Origin of the sequence: Nocardioides mesophilus (genome assembly GCF_014395785.1) — a bacterium.
Taxonomy (GTDB): Bacteria; Actinomycetota; Actinomycetes; order Propionibacteriales; family Nocardioidaceae; genus Nocardioides_B; species Nocardioides_B mesophilus.
Genome location: NZ_CP060713.1, coordinates 46879 through 64212 on the forward strand (window position 1 = coordinate 46879; position 17334 = coordinate 64212).

Annotated in this window: 19 protein-coding genes and 1 pseudogene; 10 read left to right on the forward strand and 10 right to left on the reverse strand. The window is 73.7% G+C overall.

Translation table 11 applies throughout. From position 1 onward, the window contains the following. The first annotated feature begins 14 nt into the window (after window positions 1-14). Both H9L09_RS00195 and H9L09_RS00200 read left to right on the forward strand, forming a co-directional pair. On the forward strand, window positions 15-677 hold the full coding sequence (locus H9L09_RS00195; RefSeq protein ID WP_187578820.1) for a potassium channel family protein: 663 nt from the start codon (window positions 15-17) through the stop codon (window positions 675-677). Then, window positions 677-1366 carry a potassium channel family protein gene (locus H9L09_RS00200; RefSeq protein ID WP_187578821.1) on the forward strand — a complete coding sequence of 230 codons (690 nt, stop codon included), beginning with the start codon at window positions 677-679 and terminating at the stop codon, window positions 1364-1366. The genes H9L09_RS00195 and H9L09_RS00200 overlap by 1 nt, the downstream gene beginning before the upstream one ends. 38 nt (window positions 1367-1404) lie before the next feature. Here H9L09_RS00200 and H9L09_RS00205 read toward each other — a convergent pair whose 3' ends face one another. The 4 genes from H9L09_RS00205 to dut all read right to left on the reverse strand — a co-directional run bounded on the left by H9L09_RS00205 (window position 1405) and on the right by dut (window position 3863). Further along, a complete protein-coding gene (locus H9L09_RS00205; protein ID WP_187578822.1) occupies window positions 1405-2250 on the reverse strand; it encodes a DUF3159 domain-containing protein in 846 nt (281 codons plus the stop codon). Window positions 2251-2286: 36 nt separating this feature from the next. Further along, window positions 2287-2652, reverse strand: a complete 366-nt coding sequence (locus H9L09_RS00210; protein ID WP_187578823.1) for an OB-fold nucleic acid binding domain-containing protein — start codon at window positions 2650-2652, stop codon at window positions 2287-2289. A gap of 66 nt (window positions 2653-2718) precedes the next feature. Further along, window positions 2719-3375 carry a DUF3710 domain-containing protein gene (locus H9L09_RS00215; RefSeq protein WP_187578824.1) on the reverse strand — a complete coding sequence of 219 codons (657 nt, stop codon included), beginning with the start codon at window positions 3373-3375 and terminating at the stop codon, window positions 2719-2721. Further along, window positions 3372-3863, reverse strand: a complete 492-nt coding sequence (dut, locus tag H9L09_RS00220; protein WP_223164157.1) for a dUTP diphosphatase — start codon at window positions 3861-3863, stop codon at window positions 3372-3374. Before dut ends, H9L09_RS00215 begins: the two co-directional genes overlap by 4 nt. Window positions 3864-3973: 110 nt before the next feature. Between dut and H9L09_RS00225 the strand changes: the two genes are divergently transcribed. Together H9L09_RS00225 and H9L09_RS00230 are read left to right on the forward strand one after the other, a co-directional pair. Then, on the forward strand, window positions 3974-4468 hold the full coding sequence (locus tag H9L09_RS00225) for a DUF3093 domain-containing protein (RefSeq protein WP_187578825.1): 495 nt from the start codon (window positions 3974-3976) through the stop codon (window positions 4466-4468). A 66-nt stretch (window positions 4469-4534) separates the two neighbouring features. Beyond that, window positions 4535-4819: a DUF4235 domain-containing protein gene (locus tag H9L09_RS00230; RefSeq protein WP_246456172.1), complete on the forward strand. Its 285-nt coding sequence runs from the start codon at window positions 4535-4537 to the stop codon at window positions 4817-4819. 66 nt (window positions 4820-4885) lie between these two features. Here H9L09_RS00230 and H9L09_RS00235 read toward each other — a convergent pair whose 3' ends face one another. From H9L09_RS00235 to H9L09_RS00245, 3 genes are all read right to left on the reverse strand, one after another. Then, window positions 4886-5176, reverse strand: coding sequence for a DUF4193 domain-containing protein (locus tag H9L09_RS00235; protein ID WP_187578826.1), 291 nt, complete (start codon window positions 5174-5176; stop codon window positions 4886-4888). 297 nt (window positions 5177-5473) lie between these two features. After that, window positions 5474-6280, reverse strand: a complete 807-nt coding sequence (locus H9L09_RS00240; RefSeq protein WP_187578827.1) for an inositol monophosphatase family protein — start codon at window positions 6278-6280, stop codon at window positions 5474-5476. 2 nt (window positions 6281-6282) lie between these two features. After that, entirely contained in the window at window positions 6283-7368 is a 1086-nt protein-coding gene (locus H9L09_RS00245; RefSeq protein ID WP_187578828.1) for a ferrochelatase, read from the reverse strand. A gap of 44 nt (window positions 7369-7412) precedes the next feature. Here H9L09_RS00245 and H9L09_RS00250 point away from each other — a divergent pair, with 44 nt between their 5' ends. Further along, window positions 7413-8636 carry an MFS transporter gene (locus H9L09_RS00250; protein ID WP_187578829.1) on the forward strand — a complete coding sequence of 408 codons (1224 nt, stop codon included), beginning with the start codon at window positions 7413-7415 and terminating at the stop codon, window positions 8634-8636. Here H9L09_RS00250 and H9L09_RS00255 read toward each other — a convergent pair. After that, window positions 8566-9465: an oxygenase MpaB family protein gene (locus H9L09_RS00255; RefSeq protein ID WP_246456173.1), complete on the reverse strand. Its 900-nt coding sequence runs from the start codon at window positions 9463-9465 to the stop codon at window positions 8566-8568. The two genes, H9L09_RS00250 and H9L09_RS00255, sit on opposite strands and share 71 nt — an antisense overlap. Before the next feature lie 49 nt (window positions 9466-9514). Between H9L09_RS00255 and H9L09_RS00260 the strand changes: the two genes are divergently transcribed. Beyond that, window positions 9515-10819: a D-arabinono-1,4-lactone oxidase gene (locus H9L09_RS00260; protein WP_187578830.1), complete on the forward strand. Its 1305-nt coding sequence runs from the start codon at window positions 9515-9517 to the stop codon at window positions 10817-10819. Further along, window positions 10816-11322: a DUF427 domain-containing protein gene (locus H9L09_RS00265; protein WP_187578831.1), complete on the forward strand. Its 507-nt coding sequence runs from the start codon at window positions 10816-10818 to the stop codon at window positions 11320-11322. Before H9L09_RS00260 ends, H9L09_RS00265 begins: the two co-directional genes overlap by 4 nt. A 54-nt stretch (window positions 11323-11376) precedes the next feature. Here H9L09_RS00265 and H9L09_RS00270 read toward each other — a convergent pair whose 3' ends face one another. Next, window positions 11377-12552 carry an ATP-binding protein gene (locus H9L09_RS00270; RefSeq protein WP_187578832.1) on the reverse strand — a complete coding sequence of 392 codons (1176 nt, stop codon included), beginning with the start codon at window positions 12550-12552 and terminating at the stop codon, window positions 11377-11379. A 90-nt stretch (window positions 12553-12642) separates the two neighbouring features. After that, the gene (locus tag H9L09_RS00275; protein WP_246456174.1) at window positions 12643-13302 is read right to left on the reverse strand and encodes a trimeric intracellular cation channel family protein; all 660 of its coding nucleotides are present in this window, start codon (window positions 13300-13302) and stop codon (window positions 12643-12645) included. Between the two features lie 125 nt (window positions 13303-13427). Here H9L09_RS00275 and sepH point away from each other — a divergent pair. From sepH to H9L09_RS00295, 3 genes and pseudogenes are all read left to right on the forward strand, one after another. Next, a pseudogene (sepH, locus tag H9L09_RS00285) lies at window positions 13428-14611 on the forward strand (septation protein SepH). Between the two features lie 104 nt (window positions 14612-14715). Continuing rightward, window positions 14716-15207 carry an SOUL family heme-binding protein gene (locus tag H9L09_RS00290; protein WP_223164158.1) on the forward strand — a complete coding sequence of 164 codons (492 nt, stop codon included), beginning with the start codon at window positions 14716-14718 and terminating at the stop codon, window positions 15205-15207. Window positions 15208-15285: 78 nt separating this feature from the next. After that, window positions 15286-17295 (forward strand): SDR family oxidoreductase, encoded by a 2010-nt coding sequence (locus tag H9L09_RS00295; protein ID WP_187578835.1) that lies wholly within the window; start codon window positions 15286-15288, stop codon window positions 17293-17295. Window positions 17296-17334: the final 39 nt, after the last annotated feature.

A 17334-nucleotide genomic window follows, 5' to 3' on the forward strand; every position in this document is an offset into this window, starting at 1 on the left:
GTAGCGTCTCCCCCGTGCACGTCGTGATCATGGGCTGCGGCCGCGTCGGCTCCGCGCTCGCGCGGAGCCTCGAGGACCGCAACCACACCGTCTCTGTCATCGACAGCAACCCCGACTCCTTCCGGCGCCTGGGGCCCTCGTTCGCGGGCACCAAGGTCACCGGCGTCGGCTTCGACCAGGACGTCCTGGACCGGGCCGGCATCGACCACGCCGACGCGTTCGCGGCGGTCTCCAGCGGCGACAACTCCAACATCATCGCCGCGCGTGTCGCGCGCGAGACGTTCGGCATCCAGAACGTCGTGGCTCGCATCTACGACCCCGGCCGCGCCGAGGTCTACCAGCGGCTGGGCATCACCACGGTGGCCACCGTGAAGTGGACCAGCGACCAGATCCTCCGGCGGCTGCTGCCCGCCGGCGCCGAGCCGGACTTCCGCGACCCCTCCGGCACCATCCGCGTCGACCAGATCTCGGCGCCCGAGATCTGGGTCGGGTCCCGCACCGTCAAGCTCCAGGAGCAGTCCCGCAGCCGGATCGCCTGGATCGACCGTCTGGGCGAGGGCGTGCTGCCCACCCGGGAGAGCGTGATCCAGGAGGGCGACATGCTGCACCTGGTGATGCGCGAGGAGAACGCCGACCACGTGTACGCCGTGCTCAACGAGGGACCGGAGGCCGACTGATGCGTGTCGCCATCGCCGGCGCAGGGGCCGTGGGCCGCTCCGTGGCCCGCGAGCTCATCGCCAACGGGCACCAGGTGCTGCTCATCGACAAGGACCCGGCATCGCTGCGGCCCGAGCGCGTGCCCGACGCCGAGTGGCTGCTCGCCGACTCCTGCGAGCTGTCCTCGCTCGAGGAGTCGCGGATGGAGAGCTGCGACGTGGTCATCGCGGCCACCGGCGACGACAAGGTCAACCTGGTCACCTCGCTGCTGGCCAAGACGGAGTTCGCGGTCCCCCGCACGGTGGCCCGCGTGAACCACCCGAACAACGAGTGGCTCTTCACCGAGGCGTGGGGAGTGGACGTGAACGTCTCGACCCCGCGGATCATGTCCGCCCTGGTCGAGGAGGCCGTCACCGTCGGTGACCTGGTGCGGCTGTTCACCTTCCGCAAGGGCAACGCGAACCTGGTCGAGCTCACGCTCCCCGACGACTCCCCCTACATCGGCAAGCCGTGCGGGCTGATCCCCTGGCCCGACAACTGCGCGATCGTCACGATCCTGCGCGACGGCCAGGTCTACGTGCCGGACGCCGAGCAGCCGATCGAGTCCGGCGACGAGCTGCTGTTCGTGGCCGGCGCCGACTCCGAGGCCGAGCTCCAGTCGCTGCTCGCGCCCGGGCAGCACGCCGCCGGGAGCCCCCCGCCCGACTGATCGCCCAGGCTGGCCGAAGGGTCAGGCTGAGCGGATGCTCAGGCCGGGTCGGCCTGAGCGGCGCCAGGGCCGCCGAGGTCCGGACCGTCGCCGCCGACCGGGGTCCGGTTGCGCGCCAGGAGCCACACCATCCCGCCGAGAGCCGCGAGCTGCAGAGGCCAGCCCATCACGATCTTGCTCAGGGCGAGTGCCGCCACCATCGCCTCGGCGTCCTCGGCCGCGCGCCCCATCAAGTACAGCGGGGCCTGCACCCCCACCCGCAGCACGCACGGGAGCACGAGCATCCAGGTGAGGTTGCCGCAGAGCCGGACCACCCGGGGGTCGCGGTGCCAGGCGGTCGGGTCGCCGGCCACGCTGCCCACCATGAAGCCGACCAGCGGCCAGCGGACCAGGATCGAGAGCACCATCACGACGGCGTACACCGCGTTGTAGATGAGCCCGGGCAGGAAGTAGGCCAGCGCGTTCTCGTCGGCGGAGCCGCCCGACTGGGCGCTGCGCCAAGCGAATAGGGCGCCGATCCCGATGCCGACCAGCGAGTTGACGACGAACTGCACCGTGGACCGCTGCACCAGCCGGATCACCAGCAGCACGAGCGCCGTCGAGACGCTGAGCACGAGCGCCGGCTGCAGCCGGTCCATGGTGAGGAAGGTGATCGTGAAGGCGAGCGTGGGGACGGCGGCCTCGAGCATGCCGCGCCGGCCGCCGAGCGCCTTGGACAGCTGAGCGCGCACGACCGCCTCGACGGTCTCCGCGTCCACGGGGTCCGCGGCGTCGACGAGGTCCGCGACGTCCGCGGGGTCCGCGGCGTCCACAGGGTCAGCGGGGTCGACCGGTTGCCCGTCGGGCGACTCGAACGGCTGCTCGGTCGATCGCTCCTCGGCCATGCTCAACCGGTGCTCGCGAGGGCGCTCATCGACGTCTCACCGGAGCTCGTAGCGGGGGTTGAACATCACCCGCTGCGAGTCCTGGATGCCGATCCGGCCGATCACCTTGATCTGCCGACCGGGCTCGATCCCGGCGATCCGACGGCGCCCGAGCCAGACGACGGTGATCACCCCCGAGCCGTCGTAGAGCTCGGCCTCGAGGGCCGGCACGCCACCGCGCGGCCGCAGCGTCACGGTCCGCAGGCTCCCCTGGATCTCCAGTCGCTGCCGGTCGTGCGCGTCACCGATCGGGCAGCACCCGGCCTTCACCGCGTCACGCTGCAGCTCCTCGGCCTCGGTGTCGCTGCCCTGGGCCCACCGGGTCAGGCCCCGCCGCAGGCGGCCGCCCTTCACCTCTGTCATGACTCCAGCGTAACCAGCCCGCGGGGTCCCCGGCGCCGGAGGGCCGGATCGGTGCCGAACGGCGTCTCAGACCTCGGTCGGGGGCTGGACCAGTCCACCGGGGACGGTCAGCGGCAGCGGCTCACCCGGCGCGTGCGGAGCGGTGCCGCGCCGCACCACGACGTCGCGCAGCGCGGTCTCGATCAGCCCGTCGTCGTCGGGGTCGAGGGCCGGCTTGCCGAACAGCGTGGCGCGCAGCAGCCAGCGCGGGCCGGCGATCCCGAACACCCGCGACGGCTGGCTCCCGGTCCGGCCGTCGGGGGTGCTCACGTTGAGCACCACGCGCAGCTCGGTCCCCCACGGGCCCTCCGCCTCGGTGGCGGTGCCGCCGCGGCGGGTCACCTCGGCCGCGATCTCGCGGCGGACGTCGTCCCAGATGTCGCCGTGGCGCGGCGCGGCGAACGCGCGCAGCTCCAGCGCGCCCTCCTCGTGGGCCAGCACGGCCGCGACCACCTGCTCGCTGCGCTCGTCGACCTGGAGCTGCAGCTCCAGGCCCTCCTGCAGGCGCAGCACCAGGCTGCCGAGGTCCACCACGTTCGGCTCGTCGGGAACGTCCCGCTCGGAGACGTCCCACGGACCCTGGGCACGCGGAGCGGCAGCGGCGTCCCCGACACCCTCGGCGCTCTCGGCGCCTGCCTGCTCGGTGGCCTCGGTCTCCTCGGACCCCTTCCGGCGGAACTTCACGGTGTCTCCTCGATCTGCTGGGCTTCCAGTGTCTGTGCGGGGCGCCCCTCCAGGAAGCCGCCCGTGGAACCGTACCCGCCCGCGCCGCGGACAGAACCCGGCAGGCGGTCCACCTCGACGAACCGGGCCTGCTCCACCTTCTGCACCACCAGCTGCGCGATCCGGTCCCCACGGTCGAGGACGACGGCCTCCCGCGGATCGAGGTTGATCAGCAGCACCTTGATCTCCCCGCGGTAGCCGGCGTCGACGGTCCCGGGCGCGTTGACGATCGACACCCCGAACCGGGCCGCCAGCCCCGAGCGCGGGTGCACCAGGGCGACGTACCCCTCGGGGAGGGCGATCCCCACGCCGGTGGGGACCAGGGCCCGCTCCCCCGGCTCGAGCCGGACTGCGACGGTGGTGGTCAGGTCGGCGCCGGCGTCACCGGGATGCGCGTAGCCGGGCACCGGGACGCCCGGGTCCAGCCGGTGCAGGAGGATCTCGATCACGTCGGCGACCCTACCGACGCCGGCGCCCCGCCCGGGTGCCAGGATGGGGCCGTCCCGCCGCCCGCACCTGCCCGCGCCGGCCCGTACCAGCCCTGAGAGCCCTGACCCCCGTGAGCACGAAGAGTCCGAGCCCTGCCCACGCCGAGAGGCTCCGGGTGCCGCTGCGCTGGTGGGCGTTGCTGACGATGTTCTCCGCCGCCGTCCTGGTCGCGTTCCTGGTGGCCACCCCGCTCTGGCTGGCGTTGTCCGTGGCCGGCGTGCTGTTCGCGTTGATGGCCGCGGTCTTCCTCGGGTACGGCGCCGCGCGGGTCGCCGTGGAGGACGGCACGCTCTACGCCGGACGGGCCCGGATCGGCGTAGAGCACCTCGGCGTCCCGGTCGCCCTGGACGCCCCGGCGAGCCGCCGGCTGGCCGGCCCGGACGCCGACGCCCGCGCCTACCTGCTGCTGCGTGCCTACGTGAAGCGCTCGGTGCTGGTCCCGGTCGAGGACCCGGCGGACCCGACGCCGTACTGGCTGGTCTCGACCCGGCACCCCGACCGGGTCGCCGCGGCGATCCTCGCCGCACGTGAGGCGCACCCGGCTCCCCGTCCCACGGATGGTTGACTGGCCCCGGATCGGGTAGCAGCCTCAGCCGAGGCGGCGTTGCCGCACGAACGATGAGGAGTTGACGTGGCTGGTTCGAAGGTGTGGTCCTTGATGGGGCTCGCGTCCACGGTGGTGGCCACGGTGGTCGCCCGCAAGGCGCTCACCACCACCTGGAAGGTGGCGACCGGCAAGAAGCCGCCGGTCAACGCGGCGCACCCGGATGTGTCCGTCGGCGAGGCGGTCGCCTGGGCGACCGCGAGCGGTGTGGCGGTCGGCCTGGCCCGGATGCTGGCCTCCCGCAAGGCGGCGGAGTACTACCGCAAGTCGACCGGGCACCTGCCGGCCAACCTGGAGGACGTCGAGGTCTGAGCGGCGCCCTCCCGCACGACGCAGAGGAGGCCGGACCCGTCGGGTCCGGCCTCCTTCGTGCGCGACTCACATGCAGTCGCGGCAGATCATCTTCTTCTCGTCCGCGAGCTGGCTGCGGTGGTGCACCAGGAAGCAGCTCATGCAGGTGAACTCGTCGTCCTGGCGCGGCCGCACCTCCACGGCGAGCTCCTCGTGGGAGAGGTCGGCTCCGGGAAGCTCGAACGACTCGGCGGCCTCCGCCTCGTCCTCGTCCACCTTGCCCGAGTTCTTGTCGTGCCGGCGAGCCTTCAGCTCCTCGAGGCTTTCCTCGCCCTGCTCCTCGTCGTTCTTGCGAGGAGCGTCGTAATCAGTTGCCATTGTGCGTCTCCTGGCCCCCGTGTCCTTGTTCTCGTCGGTCACGAAGCCGATGTCTGCCGGCTTCGGTGGGTCTGCGTCGCGAAGTTCGTCGTGAGGCTGCGTGGCGGATTGTGCACCATGAGGCCCCTGTCGTGCACGGCGATCCCATCAGGTGTCGGTCGACGTGCTCGACCGCGAACCGGTCTCCGGCCCGCGGCTCCGCCCCGTCGAGGGTCACACATCGTCCACGCAGCGCTCACAACAGGGGCGGGGTCGGCTCTATTCCCGCGGCACCGCCGGGTCGATCGGGTCGTCCGCTCACCCGGTCAGGCCGACCCGCTCCACGAGTGCGGCGAAGTCGGCGAACCCGTCGGCCGGCGCGGCCACCACCAGCCGCTTGCCACCCACGCCGGTCCCCTGCCACACCCGGGCCCCGGCCTCCTCGGCGACCAGACCGCCCGCGGCGAGGTCCCACTCGTGCAGGCCCTCCTCGACGTAGGCGTCGGTGCGGCCGGCCCCGACGTAGCAGAGGTCGAGGGCCGCGGAGCCGAGGCGGCGTACGTCGCGCACCTCGCCCAGCAGCCGGGCCACCGCCTGCGCCTGCGCCACCCGGGTGGACCGCTCGTAGCTGAAGCCGGTGATCACCAGCCGCTGATCGAGCGGCACCACCGGACGCACCCGGATCGGGGCGCCGTCGAGGAAGGCGCCGCCGCCCCGGGTCGCGGTGAAGCACTCCCCCTTCACGACGTCCAGGACCACCCCGGCGACCACCTGCTCGCCGGCCCTGGCGGCGATGGAGACGGCGTACTGCGGGATGCCGTAGAGGAAGTTGACGGTGCCGTCGATCGGGTCGACGACCCAGGTGACCCCGGTGCTGGAGTCCGAGGACTCCCCCTCCTCGCCGACGAAGCCGTCGCCGGGACGCTCCTCGAGCAGCCGGGCCCGGATCAGCTCCTCGGAACGGTGGTCGACCTCGGTGACCACGTCGGTGGGGCTGGTCTTGGTCGCCGCCACCTCCACGCCCTCGCGGCGCAGCCGCAGCACCTCGGCCGCCGCCTCCCGGGCCACCCGCTCGGCCAGCGCGAGCAGCTGGTCCCGGTCGACGTCGCTCGTCGTCCCCGTCATCCTCAGTCCTGCCCGCACAGCGCGGGGCGGGGTCCGCGGGCGTTGGCGCAGCAGCCGGCCGGGCACACGTCCCACGACGGCGGCTGCGAGCCGACGGCGGGGCGGGCGACGTCCTTGCCCTGCTCGACCGCGGCACGCTCGACCACGAGCTCGCGGACCATGGCGACGAACCGGGGGTCGAGCCCCGCCGTCGCGGCCCGTCCGAACTCCAGCCCGAGCTTCTCCGCGGTCGCCTTGGCCTCGGTGTCGAGGTCGTAGATCACCTCCATGTGGTCGGAGACGAAGCCGATCGGCACCACCACGACCGCCTCCGTGCCCTCGCGGGCCAGCTCCTCCATCCGGTCGTTGACGTCGGGCTCCAGCCACGGGATGTGCGGCGGGCCGGAGCGGGAGCAGTAGACCAGCTCGGAGACGTAGCGGTGCCCGGTCTCCTGCCGCACCCGCTCGACGATCTCCTCCATCACGCTGCGGTGCTGGGAGACGTAGGCGCCGCCGCGCCCGCTCTGGTCGTTCATCAGCGTCGGCACCGAGTGGGTCACGAACAGCAGCCGGGCGTCGTGGCGGACCGCGTCGCTGAGCTCGGCCAGCGCGGTCAGCGTCGCGTCGACGTTGGGCTCCACGAAGCCCGGGTGGTTGTAGTAGTGCCGCAGCTTGTCCAGCCGCGGCGCCCCGGCGCCGACGTCGGCGACCGCGTCGGCGAGGTTCTCGCGGTACTGGCGGCACCCGGAGTAGGAGGAGTACGCGCTGGTGACCAAGCACACGGCCCGCTTGACGCCGTCGGCCTCCATCCGGCGCAGGGTGTCGGCGAGGTAGGGGTCCCAGTTGCGGTTGCCCCAGTAGACCGGGAGGTCGATCCCCGAGGTGCGGAAGTCCTCCTCGATGGCGCCGAGCAGCGCCCGGTTCTGGTCGTTGATCGGGCTGCGGCCGCCGAAGGCGAAGTAGTGCTCGCCGACCTCCTCCAGGCGCTCGCGGGGGATGCCCCGACCCCGGGTGACGTTCTCCAGGAACGGGACGACGTCCTCGGGCTTCTCGGGGCCGCCGAAGGAGACCAGCAGGAACGCGTCGTAGGGCGCAGTGTCGGATGCCATGCGGTCATCTTAGGAAGGCGGGCACAACCCTAGGATTCGCTTCGATGATCTCCACCTACCGGCGCGCGCTGGGGCTGCCCGGCGCGCTCGCCTTCTCCGCCAGCGGCCTGGTCGCCCGGCTGCCCATCTCGATGGTCACGCTGGGCATCGTGCTGCTGGTGAGCACCCGCACGGGCTCCTACTCGTTGGCCGGGTCGGTGTCGGCGGCGTACCTGGTCCCGAACGCGGTGTGCGCGGTGCCGCTCGCACGGCTGGTCGACCGGCGCGGCCAGAGCCGGGTGCTGCTGCCGGCGGTGCTGGTGTTCGGGCTCGGGCTCTCGTTGATGATGACCGCGGTGGAGCTCGGCTGGCCGACGCCGGTGCCGCACCTGTTCGCGGCGGTCTCGGGCGCGGCGATGCCCCAGATCGGCTCCTGCGTGCGGGCCCGCTGGTCGCGGATCGTCCCGGACAAGCGGCTGCTCCAGACGGCGTTCGCGATCGAGGCGGTCGCCGACGAGACCGTCTTCATCGTCGGACCGGCGCTGGTCACCCTGCTGGCCACGCTGCTGCACCCGCTCGCCGGGTTGGGCTGCGCGGTGGTGGCGGCGCTCGCCGGTACGGCGGCCCTGGTCGCGCAGAAGGCCACCGAGCCACCGCCGTCCGGCGCCGGCCACGGCGGCCGGCAGGCAGGCCCGATCGGCTGGTGGGTGATCGGCCCGCTGACCGCGTGCGCGTTCACGCTGGGCATCCTGTTCGGCGGGGCCGAGGTCGCGACGGTCGCCTTCGCCGAGGAGCTGGGCCGCAAGCCGCTGTCCGGATTCCTGCTGGGTGTCTGGGCGCTGGGCAGCCTGCTGGCCGGTCTCGTCGTGGGTGCGGTCCGGCTGCGCGCGGGCAGCGCCGCCCGGTTCCGGTGGGGGCTGCTGAGCCTGGCGCTGCTGATGACGCCGCTGCCGTTCGTGCAGAGTCTGTGGCTGATGACGGTGCTGCTGTTCCTGGCCGGCTTCGCGATCTCGCCGACCTTGATCGCCAGCGTGGCGTGGGTCGAGGAGACGGTGCCGTCCTCGCGGATCACCGAGGGCATCGCGATCACGACCACCGGGCTGGCGGCGGGAGTGGCGCCGGGTGCCGCCGTGGTCGGCGTGGTCATCGACGCCTACGGCGCCTCGGTGAGCTACTGGGTGCCGGCCGCCGCCGGCTTCGTGGGCGCCGCGGTCGCGTTCACGGCGTGGCCGTGGCAGCGGGGTCGGACGGCGGCGCGGCCGGTAGCGCCCAGCGGATCCCCCGGGTGACCACCTCGCCGGCGGCCCGCACCACGGTGGCCTCGGTCACCGGCAGGTAGGGCAGCACCAGCTTGCGCCGGGCCCACCAGGGCAGCAGCCCGACCGCGGCGGCCGACAGGGCGGCGTACGGCGGACGGGCCAGCAGCGGCAGCGGCGGGTTGAGCAGCAGGAACCGCGCGGTCTCCCGGGCCTTGGGGGTGCCGGCCAGCTCGGGGCGGTAGCCGCGCAGCTGCTCGGCCAGCTCGGCCTCGCTGCCGGGCACGTCGAGGGCGCCCAGCGCCTGCGCCACCCGTCCGGACTCGGCGACGTAGGCGTCCCGACCGGCCTGGTCGAGCGGCCGGGCGCCGTAGGTCTGGTGGGCGCGCAGGAAGCTGTCCACCTCCGCGACGTGCACCCAGCGGAGCAGGTGCGGGTCCGAGGCGGCGTACGGGCGACCGTCCGGCGCGACCCCGACCACCGTCTCGTGGACCCGACGGATCGCCGCGACCATCTTCTCCGCGTCCGCTGCCGTGCCGAACGTGGTCACGGCGAGGAAGTGGCTGGTGCGTTGCAGCCGGCCCCAGGCGTCGCCCTTGAAGCCGGAGTGGTCGGCCACGCCGGCCATCGCGAGCGGGTGCAGCGACTGGAGCAGCAGCGCCCGGAGGCCGCCGATGAACATCGAGGCGTCGGCGTGCACCTGGCGGATCGCGCTGTCCTCGGCGAACCAGCGCTCCCCGTCCGCCCCGTGGATCCGGTCGCGCCGGCGGGGTCCCTCGGGGCCGGCCACCCGCTCGAAGAGCCGCTCGCCCACGCTCCGACGGAGCCCCTCGATCACGCCTGTCACCGGTTCGGTCGCCACCTCGTCGAGAGTAGCCAGTCGCCTCCAACGACTGCTCTAGGCTCCAGCCATGGGAGGAAGCCATCACTGGCAGAGCTGGTCCGGGCTGAGCCAGGCACGACCGGCGCGGGTGCTGAGGCCTGCCGACGCCGGCGAGGTGGCCGACGCCGTGGTCGCCGCCCGCCGCAACGGTCTGCGCGTGAAGATGGTCGGCTCCGGCCACTCCTTCACCGACATCGCGGTCACCGACGGGCTGCTGCTGCGCCCGGACCGGCTGACCGGGATCCGCGCGGTCGACCGGGCGGCGATGACGGTGACCGTCGAGGCTGGCACCACGCTGCGCGACCTGAACGCACGGCTGGAGGCGCTCGGGCTGGCCCTGCACAACCTCGGCGACATCGACGCCCAGACCGTGGCCGGGGCGATCTCGACCGGCACGCACGGCGCCGGGGGCCGCTGGGCCTCGCTGTCCGCGCAGGTGGTGGCGGTCGAGCTGGTGCTCGCCGACGGCACCCTGCTGGTCGCCTCGGAGCACGAGGACCCGGACCTGTTCGAGGCGGCCCGGCTCGGCCTCGGCGCGGTCGGGGTGCTGACCGCGGTCACGTTCGCCGTCGAGCCGGCGTTCCTCCTCCAGGCCACCGAGTGGCCGATCGCCTGGTCGGAGATCGTCGACGTGCTCGACGACCTGGCCGCCGAGCACCACCACGTCGACCTGCACTGGTTCCCGCACACCGAGCGGGCGCTGGCCAAGGTCAACGACCGGACCCTGGACGGCGCGGCGCCGCTGTCCCGGGCCCGCGCCTGGTTCGAGGACGACCTGATGGCCAACGGCGCCTTCGGGGCGATCAACCGGGTCGGCAACTCCTCTCCCCGGCTAGTGCCCGCGCTGAACCGGCTGGCGGCGCGCGGGCTCTCCACCCGGGAGTACGTCGACGTCTCGCACCGGGTGCTGGTCAGCGAGCGCCGGGTCCGGTTCAAGGAGATGGAGTACGCCGTCCCGCGCGAGGCGGCGCTCGCGGCGCTCGCCGAGGCCCGGCGGGTGATGGAGCGCGGCGGCTGGCCGGTCAGCTTCCCGGTCGAGATCCGGCCCACCCCGGCCGACGACCTGTGGCTGTCCACCTCGTCGGGGCACGCCTCGGTCTACCTCGCCTTCCACGTCAACGCGGCGACCGACCACACCGGCTACTTCGGGGCGGTCGAGCGCGTGCTGCTCGACCACGGCGGCCGGCCGCACTGGGGCAAGGTGCACACCTGCTCCGCGGAGGCTCTCGCGACGGCGTACCCGAGCTGGGGGCGGTTCCAGGCAGTCCGCGACCGGGTCGACCCCGAACGGGTCTTCGGCAACCCCTACCTCGAGAAGGTGCTCGGCCCATGACACGCAGCGCACGCCCGGTCCCGCAGCGGCCCGGCCCCGGACAGGAGTCCGTCTGGGACTACCCCCGCCCACCCCGGCTGGAGCCGGAGCCGGCCCGCGTCGAGGTCGTGCTCGGCGGCGTCGTCGTGGCGAGCACCACCGCCGCGCTGCGGGTCCTCGAGACCAGCCACCCGCCGACCTACTACCTGCCGGTCGCCGACTTCCTGCCCGGCAGCCTGAGGCCCGCGGACGGCAGCTCGTTCTGCGAGTGGAAGGGCCGCGCGGCCTACCTCGACGTGCTCGGCGGCGACGCGGTGGCCCCGCGCGCGGCCTGGACGTACCCGGACCCGACCCCGGCGTTCGCGGCGCTGCGCGACCACGTGGCGCTCTACCCCGCGGCGATGGACCGGTGCACGGTGGACGGCGAGGTGGTGCGTCCGCAGCCCGGCGGCTTCTACGGCGGCTGGATCACCTCGCGGGTGGTCGGCCCGTTCAAGGGTGAGCCGGGCACGAACGGCTGGTGACCCGCCCGGGACCACCCACGAGCCGCCTTTTCGGCTCGACCGGTGCGTCGTGCGTCAGCCGCGCGCCTCGTGGTGGGCGCGGACGTAGGCGTCGAAGCCCGGCAGGGTGAACCGCAGTCGTCCGTGGCCGGCCGGCTCGATGATCCCCTTGTCGAGCAGCCGGTCCCGGGGCACGCTGATCGCCCGGCTGTCCCGGCCCATCCGGGTGGCGATGACGCTGCGGGCGGCGGCCTCGTGGCCGTCGGCGGCCATGGCGACCATGAACTCCTGCTCCAGGAGCGTCGCGGCGCGCCACCGGGCCCGGTACATCGTCCGCAGCTGCTCGGTGGCCGCCGGCAACCCGGCCGCGACGTGCGCCGCGCCGACCCGGTCGCCGGGCGACGGGGCGGCGGCGTTCCAGGCGGCATGGGCCATCAGCTGCAGGAAGTAGGGGTAGCCGCGGGCCTCGGACTCCACCGCTCTCACCGCGTCCGGGTCCCAGTCGACCTCGAGCATCCGCGCCGGTCCGACCAGCGCCTCCTTCGAGGCGTCGTCGTCCAGCAGGGACAGCGCGACGAACGCGGACCGTTCGCCGAAGGTCGCGGCGCGGGTCAGCTCCTCGGGGGTGGAGGGAAGCCCGGCGCCGATCACCGCGAGCGGGTTCTCGGCGCGGGCACCGTCGAGGTTCTGCAGCGCGTTGAGGAAGGTGGCGGTGTCGGTGCGCAGCGGTGCGTGCAGCTCGTCGAGGAAGACGACCAGGCCGGCGCCGAACCGGCCGCGGACCCGGGTGGCGGCCTCGTGCAGCAGGTCCTCGACCGCGGCGATGGGCGCCGCCGGCGGCGCGACCGCGGCCGGCCGGCTCACCTCGGCGGTCAGCTTGGCGCCGGGCGGGCCGACGGCGAGCGAGATCTTCTCCAGCCGGTCGCTCCAGCGGCCCTGCTGCCTAGCGGGCACCACCTCGGCGGTGGTCAGGGCGCGCGCCACCCGGTTCACCAGCTCGGGCAGGAACGGCTGCCGGCGGCTGCAGGAGACCCAGGCGGTGACGAAGCCGTGCTCGACGGCGTCGCGCTGGCTGTCGCGCAGCAGCGAGGTCTTGCCGACGCCGCGCGGAGCGTGGAAGACCAGCAGCGGGCCGCCGAGCTCCCCGAACGTGTCGACGCGGGACAGGTAGCCCCGGATCCGGTCGGACTCGGGCCCGCGGCCGGCGAGCACCCGCGGCACCTGGCCGGGCGTGTACGGGTTGGGGAGCACCGGCACCTCCGAGATACCTTGTTATACCTCGCCGAAGTATAACGAGATGCGCCGACAGTCCGGCGCACCCTCGAGCTCGGGGCCGACAGCTCAGACGCTGGCGCCGCCCGAGGGGCGCGGCGCCTCCCAGCCCCGCCGGATCGCGAGCAGCCGCCAGCCGAAGCACACCAGCGCCGCGGGACCCGCCACAGCGGCCGTCGGCAGACCCGCCTGCACGCCGACCACCGCCAGTCCCGCGCCGACGAGCGCCGGGGTGGCGTACAGGTCGCCGCGCAGCACGACCGGGACCCGCCCGGCGAGCACGTCGCGGGCGATGCCTCCGCCGATGCCGGTGAGCATGCCCAGCAGCGCGGCCGGGAGCGGCCCGAGCCCGTAGGCCTGCGCCTTGAGCGCGCCGGTCACGCAGAACAGCGCGAGGCCGGCCGCGTCGAACACGGTCACCAGCCGCTCCATCCGCCCCAGCGAGGGATGGAAGCGGAACACCAGCAGGCCGGCCGCGACCGGCACCAGCAGGTAGCGCCAGTCCCGCAGCGACGCCGGCGGCACCGCGCCGATCAGCACGTCGCGCAGGAAGCCGCCCCCCAGGCCGGTGGTGCCCGCCAGCATGATGACGCCGAAGACGTCGAGCTCCTTGCGGACCGCGACCAGTCCGCCGGAGAGCGCGAAGACGAAGATGCCGAGCAGGTCGAGCCCGATCAGCACGCCGGCCACGTCCACGGGGCCCACGGAGCTGTCGAGGAGGGCGGGCACGCAGGTCAGGCTAGGGCACCGGGGGCAAACAGCGGCGGCCGCGCGGCGACGGCTACCGGTGCGCACGACCGGCCTGAAGTAGGCTCACCGGAACGACGACGAGGTAGAGGGAGCACGCGCCCGCGATGAAGGAGCAGGACCTCACACTCGTGGGGCTGACCGAGGACAAGTCCAAGCTCGTCCTGGTCAGCGACTCGGGTGAGGAGTTCACCCTCGCCGTGGACGCCCGGCTCCGGGCCGCCCTCCGCGGTGACCACGCGCAACTAGCCCGACTCGGCCAGCTGGAGATCACCATGGAAAGCGCACTGCGCCCTCGCGACATCCAGGCACGCATCCGTGCCGGAGCCTCCCCGAGGAGGTGGCGCTGGCAGCCCAGACCGACCTGGACCGGGTGATGGGCTACGCCACCCCCGTCCTCGCGGAGCGGGCACACATCGCCGGCCGCGCCCAGGCCGCCTCGGTGCGCCGCAAGGCCGGGGAGGGTCCGGCCCGGCTGCTCGGGGAGGCCGTCGACCAGCACCTGCGCGAGCGCAGCGTCGAGCCCGGTTCGGTCGACTGGGACGCGTGGCGTCGCGAGGACGGCCGCTGGACGGTGGTCGCCGACTTCGAGGCCGGCGACTCCAGCCGGCGCGCGGAGTTCGTCTTCGACGCACCGGGGCGGTACGTCGTCGCCGAGAACGACGAGGCCCGCCGGCTCGTCGGCGAGCCGGTCGCCCCGAAGTCGTCCCGGTCCCGCGCCGGCGAGGGCACCGGCCGCCGGCTCGCCGCGGTGGCGCCGGACGAGGAGCTCCCGCTCGGCGAGGACGCGATCGAGCTGGTCAGCGACGAGCCGGCCGGCTCCCTCGAGACGGCCCAGCAGATCCACCCGGTCGCCGACGGCGCGGAGGCCGGAGCCGCGGAGGCGTCGGGTCGCACCTCCGGGGCCGACGACGAGCCGACCACCGATCTCTCCCCCGCGGCCCGAGCGGTCCGATCGCTCGGCCGCGAGCGTCGACCGTCCGCCGACCGGCCCGACAGGGCTGAGGGCAGCGACCGGGGCGACCCGGGCTCCGGGGCCACCGGCGACGCCGACTGGATCGCCACCCAGGCCAGCGACCGGCCCGCGGGACGCCCGGCCGCCGACCCTGCCGCCGCCCCGGCCGCGGGACAGCAGCCGGACCAGCAGGACGAGGCGGACCAGCAGGACGCGACGGAGTCGTCGGGCCAGCCCGAGAGCCCCGACGCCGGTGCGCGACGGGCGAAGAAGAACCGGCGCGCGTCGGTGCCGAGCTGGGACGAGATCATGTTCGGCGGCGGCAAGCGCGAGTAGCACCCGGAGGCAGGCATGACCGAGCAGCAGCCGTTCCACCTGGTCCGCCGCTACCCCGGCTTCGAGCTGCGGCGCTACCCGAGCACCTCGTCGCCGAGATCACGGTGGAAGGGAGCTTCGAGGGGGCCGGCAACCGGGCGTTCAGGCCGCTCGCCGGCTACCTCGGCGGCCGCAACCGCGGCGGCGCCAAGGTGGCGATGACCGCCCCGGTGGTCCAGGCGGCCTCGCCGGAGCGGATCTCGGCGACCGCTGCGACGGTCCAGCCGGCCGAGGGCACCGGCCGGTACGTCGTCGGCTTCGTCATGCCGGCGGCGTACACCCGCGACAGCCTGCCCGAGCCGACCGACCCGCGGATCCACCTCCGCGTGGTGCCCGAGCAGCACGCCGCGGCGCACCGGTTCTCGGGCCGGTGGTCACGCGGCTCCTACGAGGCGAAGGCGGCACAGCTGCTCAAGGACGTCGCCGAGGCCGGCCTCGAGGTGAGCGGGTCGCTGCGCTTCGCCCGCTTCGACCCGCCCTGGACGCCCTGGTTCCTGCGGCACAACGAGGTTGTCGTCCCGGTCACGGCTCCTGGACAGTCCCCTACCGATCAGTGACACTGTCCGGCACGGGGCGACCGCCCCGATGCCGGCGCCCCCACCGGCCGGCACCCGTTCCCGACCCGGATGGCCGTCATGTCCTACTTCGTCACCGGCGCCACCGGCTTCATCGGTCGGCACCTGGTCCAGGAGCTGCTCGCCAACCGAGACGGCGAGATCTTCGTCCTGGTCCGCGCCGGCTCCCGGCACCGCCTCGACGCCCTGCTGCGCTCCTGGGGCCACCCGAACCGGATCACCCCCGTCGAGGGTGACCTGCGCGAGCCGCTGCTGGGGGTCAGCCCGTCGTGGGTCGCCAAGCACCGGGGCACGATCGACCACTTCTTCCACCTCGCCGCCCTCTACGACATGACCGCCTCCGACGAGCTCAACGAGGCCCTCAACGTCGGCGGCACCCAGGCGGCGCTCGACCTCGCCGGCGCCCTGGAGGCCGGCACCTTCCACCACGTCTCCTCCGTCGCCGCGGCCGGTGACCACCAGGGCACCTTCGACGAGACGATGTTCGACGTCGGCCAGGGCCTGCCCTCGGCGTACCACCGCACCAAGTTCGAGTCCGAGCGGATCGTCCGCGAGGAGTCGCCGGTGCCGTGGCGGATCTACCGGCCCGCGATCGTCGTCGGGCACTCCGAGACCGGCGAGATGGACAAGGTCGACGGTCCCTACTACCTCTTCCCGCTGCTCAAGCGGCTGCGCGACCTGATGCCGTCCTGGGTGCCGATCCTGGGCCTCGACCTGGGCGACACCAACGTGGTGCCGGTGGACTACGTCGCCGCGGCGATGGACCACCTCGCCCACCTGCCCGGTCACGACGGGGAGGCCTTCCACCTCGTCAACCCCGAGCCGCAGCCGACGGTCGAGGTGATCAACACGCTCGCCGCCGCGGCCAAGGCGCCCCAGTTCGTGGTGCCGCTGGACCGCAGCGTCACCGGGCTGCTCCCCGCCGTCCTGCCGCCGGCGCTGCGACCCGGCCGGCTGGCGGGCTCCGCCCTGGGCCTTCCTGCGGTGCAGGCGGCGCTGCGCCAGACGATCGGCCGCGCCGGCATCCCGCCGGAGGTGCTGGGCCACGTGTCGTTCCCGACCCGCTTCGCCTCCCGACGCACCGAGCGGGCGCTCTCCGGCTCCGGGATCTCCTGCCCCGACCTCGAGGGGTACGCCGGCCTGCTCTGGGCCTACTGGGAGGAGCACCTGGACACCAGCACCGCGGAGGACCCCCGGCTCCGCGCCGCCCTGGAGGGGCGCACCGTGGTGATCACCGGCGCCTCCTCCGGCATCGGCAAGGCCACGGCGCTCAAGGTCGCGCAGGCCGGCGGCGTACCGATCCTGGTGGCCCGCGGCAAGGACAAGCTCGAGCAGACCCGGGCGGAGATCGAGGCGGGCGGCGGCACCGCCCACGTCTACGCCTGCGACCTCTCCGACCTGGCCGCGATCGACGCGCTCTGCCGGCAGATCTGCGAGGAGCACGAGGAGGTCGCGTTCGTCGTCAACAACGCCGGCCGGTCGATCCGCCGCTCGTTGGCGCTGAGCCACGACCGGTTCCACGACTTCGAGCGGACGATGGCGCTCAACTACTTCGGCGCCATCCGGCTGGTGATGGGCCTGCTGCCCCGGATGCGGGAGCAGGGCCACGGCCACGTGGTGAACATCAGCTCGATCGGCGTCCAGACCAGCCCGCCCCGGTTCAGCGCCTACGTCGCCTCCAAGGCCGCTCTCGACGCGTGGAGCAACGTGGTCAGCTCCGAGCTCTTCGGCGACGGGATCAGCTTCACCACCATCCACATGCCGCTGGTGAAGACGCCGATGATCGCGCCGACCAAGCTCTACGACAAGTTCCCCACGATCACCCCGGCGCAGGCCGCCGACATGGTGCTCGACGCGCTCGTCGACCAGCCGCACGAGGTCAACACGCTGCTCGGCTCGTTCGGCGCGGTGGCTCACACCGTGGCTCCCAAGACCGCGTTCCGGGTGCTGCACCTGGCCTACCAGGTGTTCCCCGACTCGGCCGCGGCCCGCGCGCACGCCGACGAGCCCGACCAGCCGACCCCGCAGCAGCTGTTGCTGGCCCGGCTGCTCAAGGGCGTTCACTGGTGAGAGCGGCCGGGCACCCCACCCCTGCAGGGGTCCCCGGCC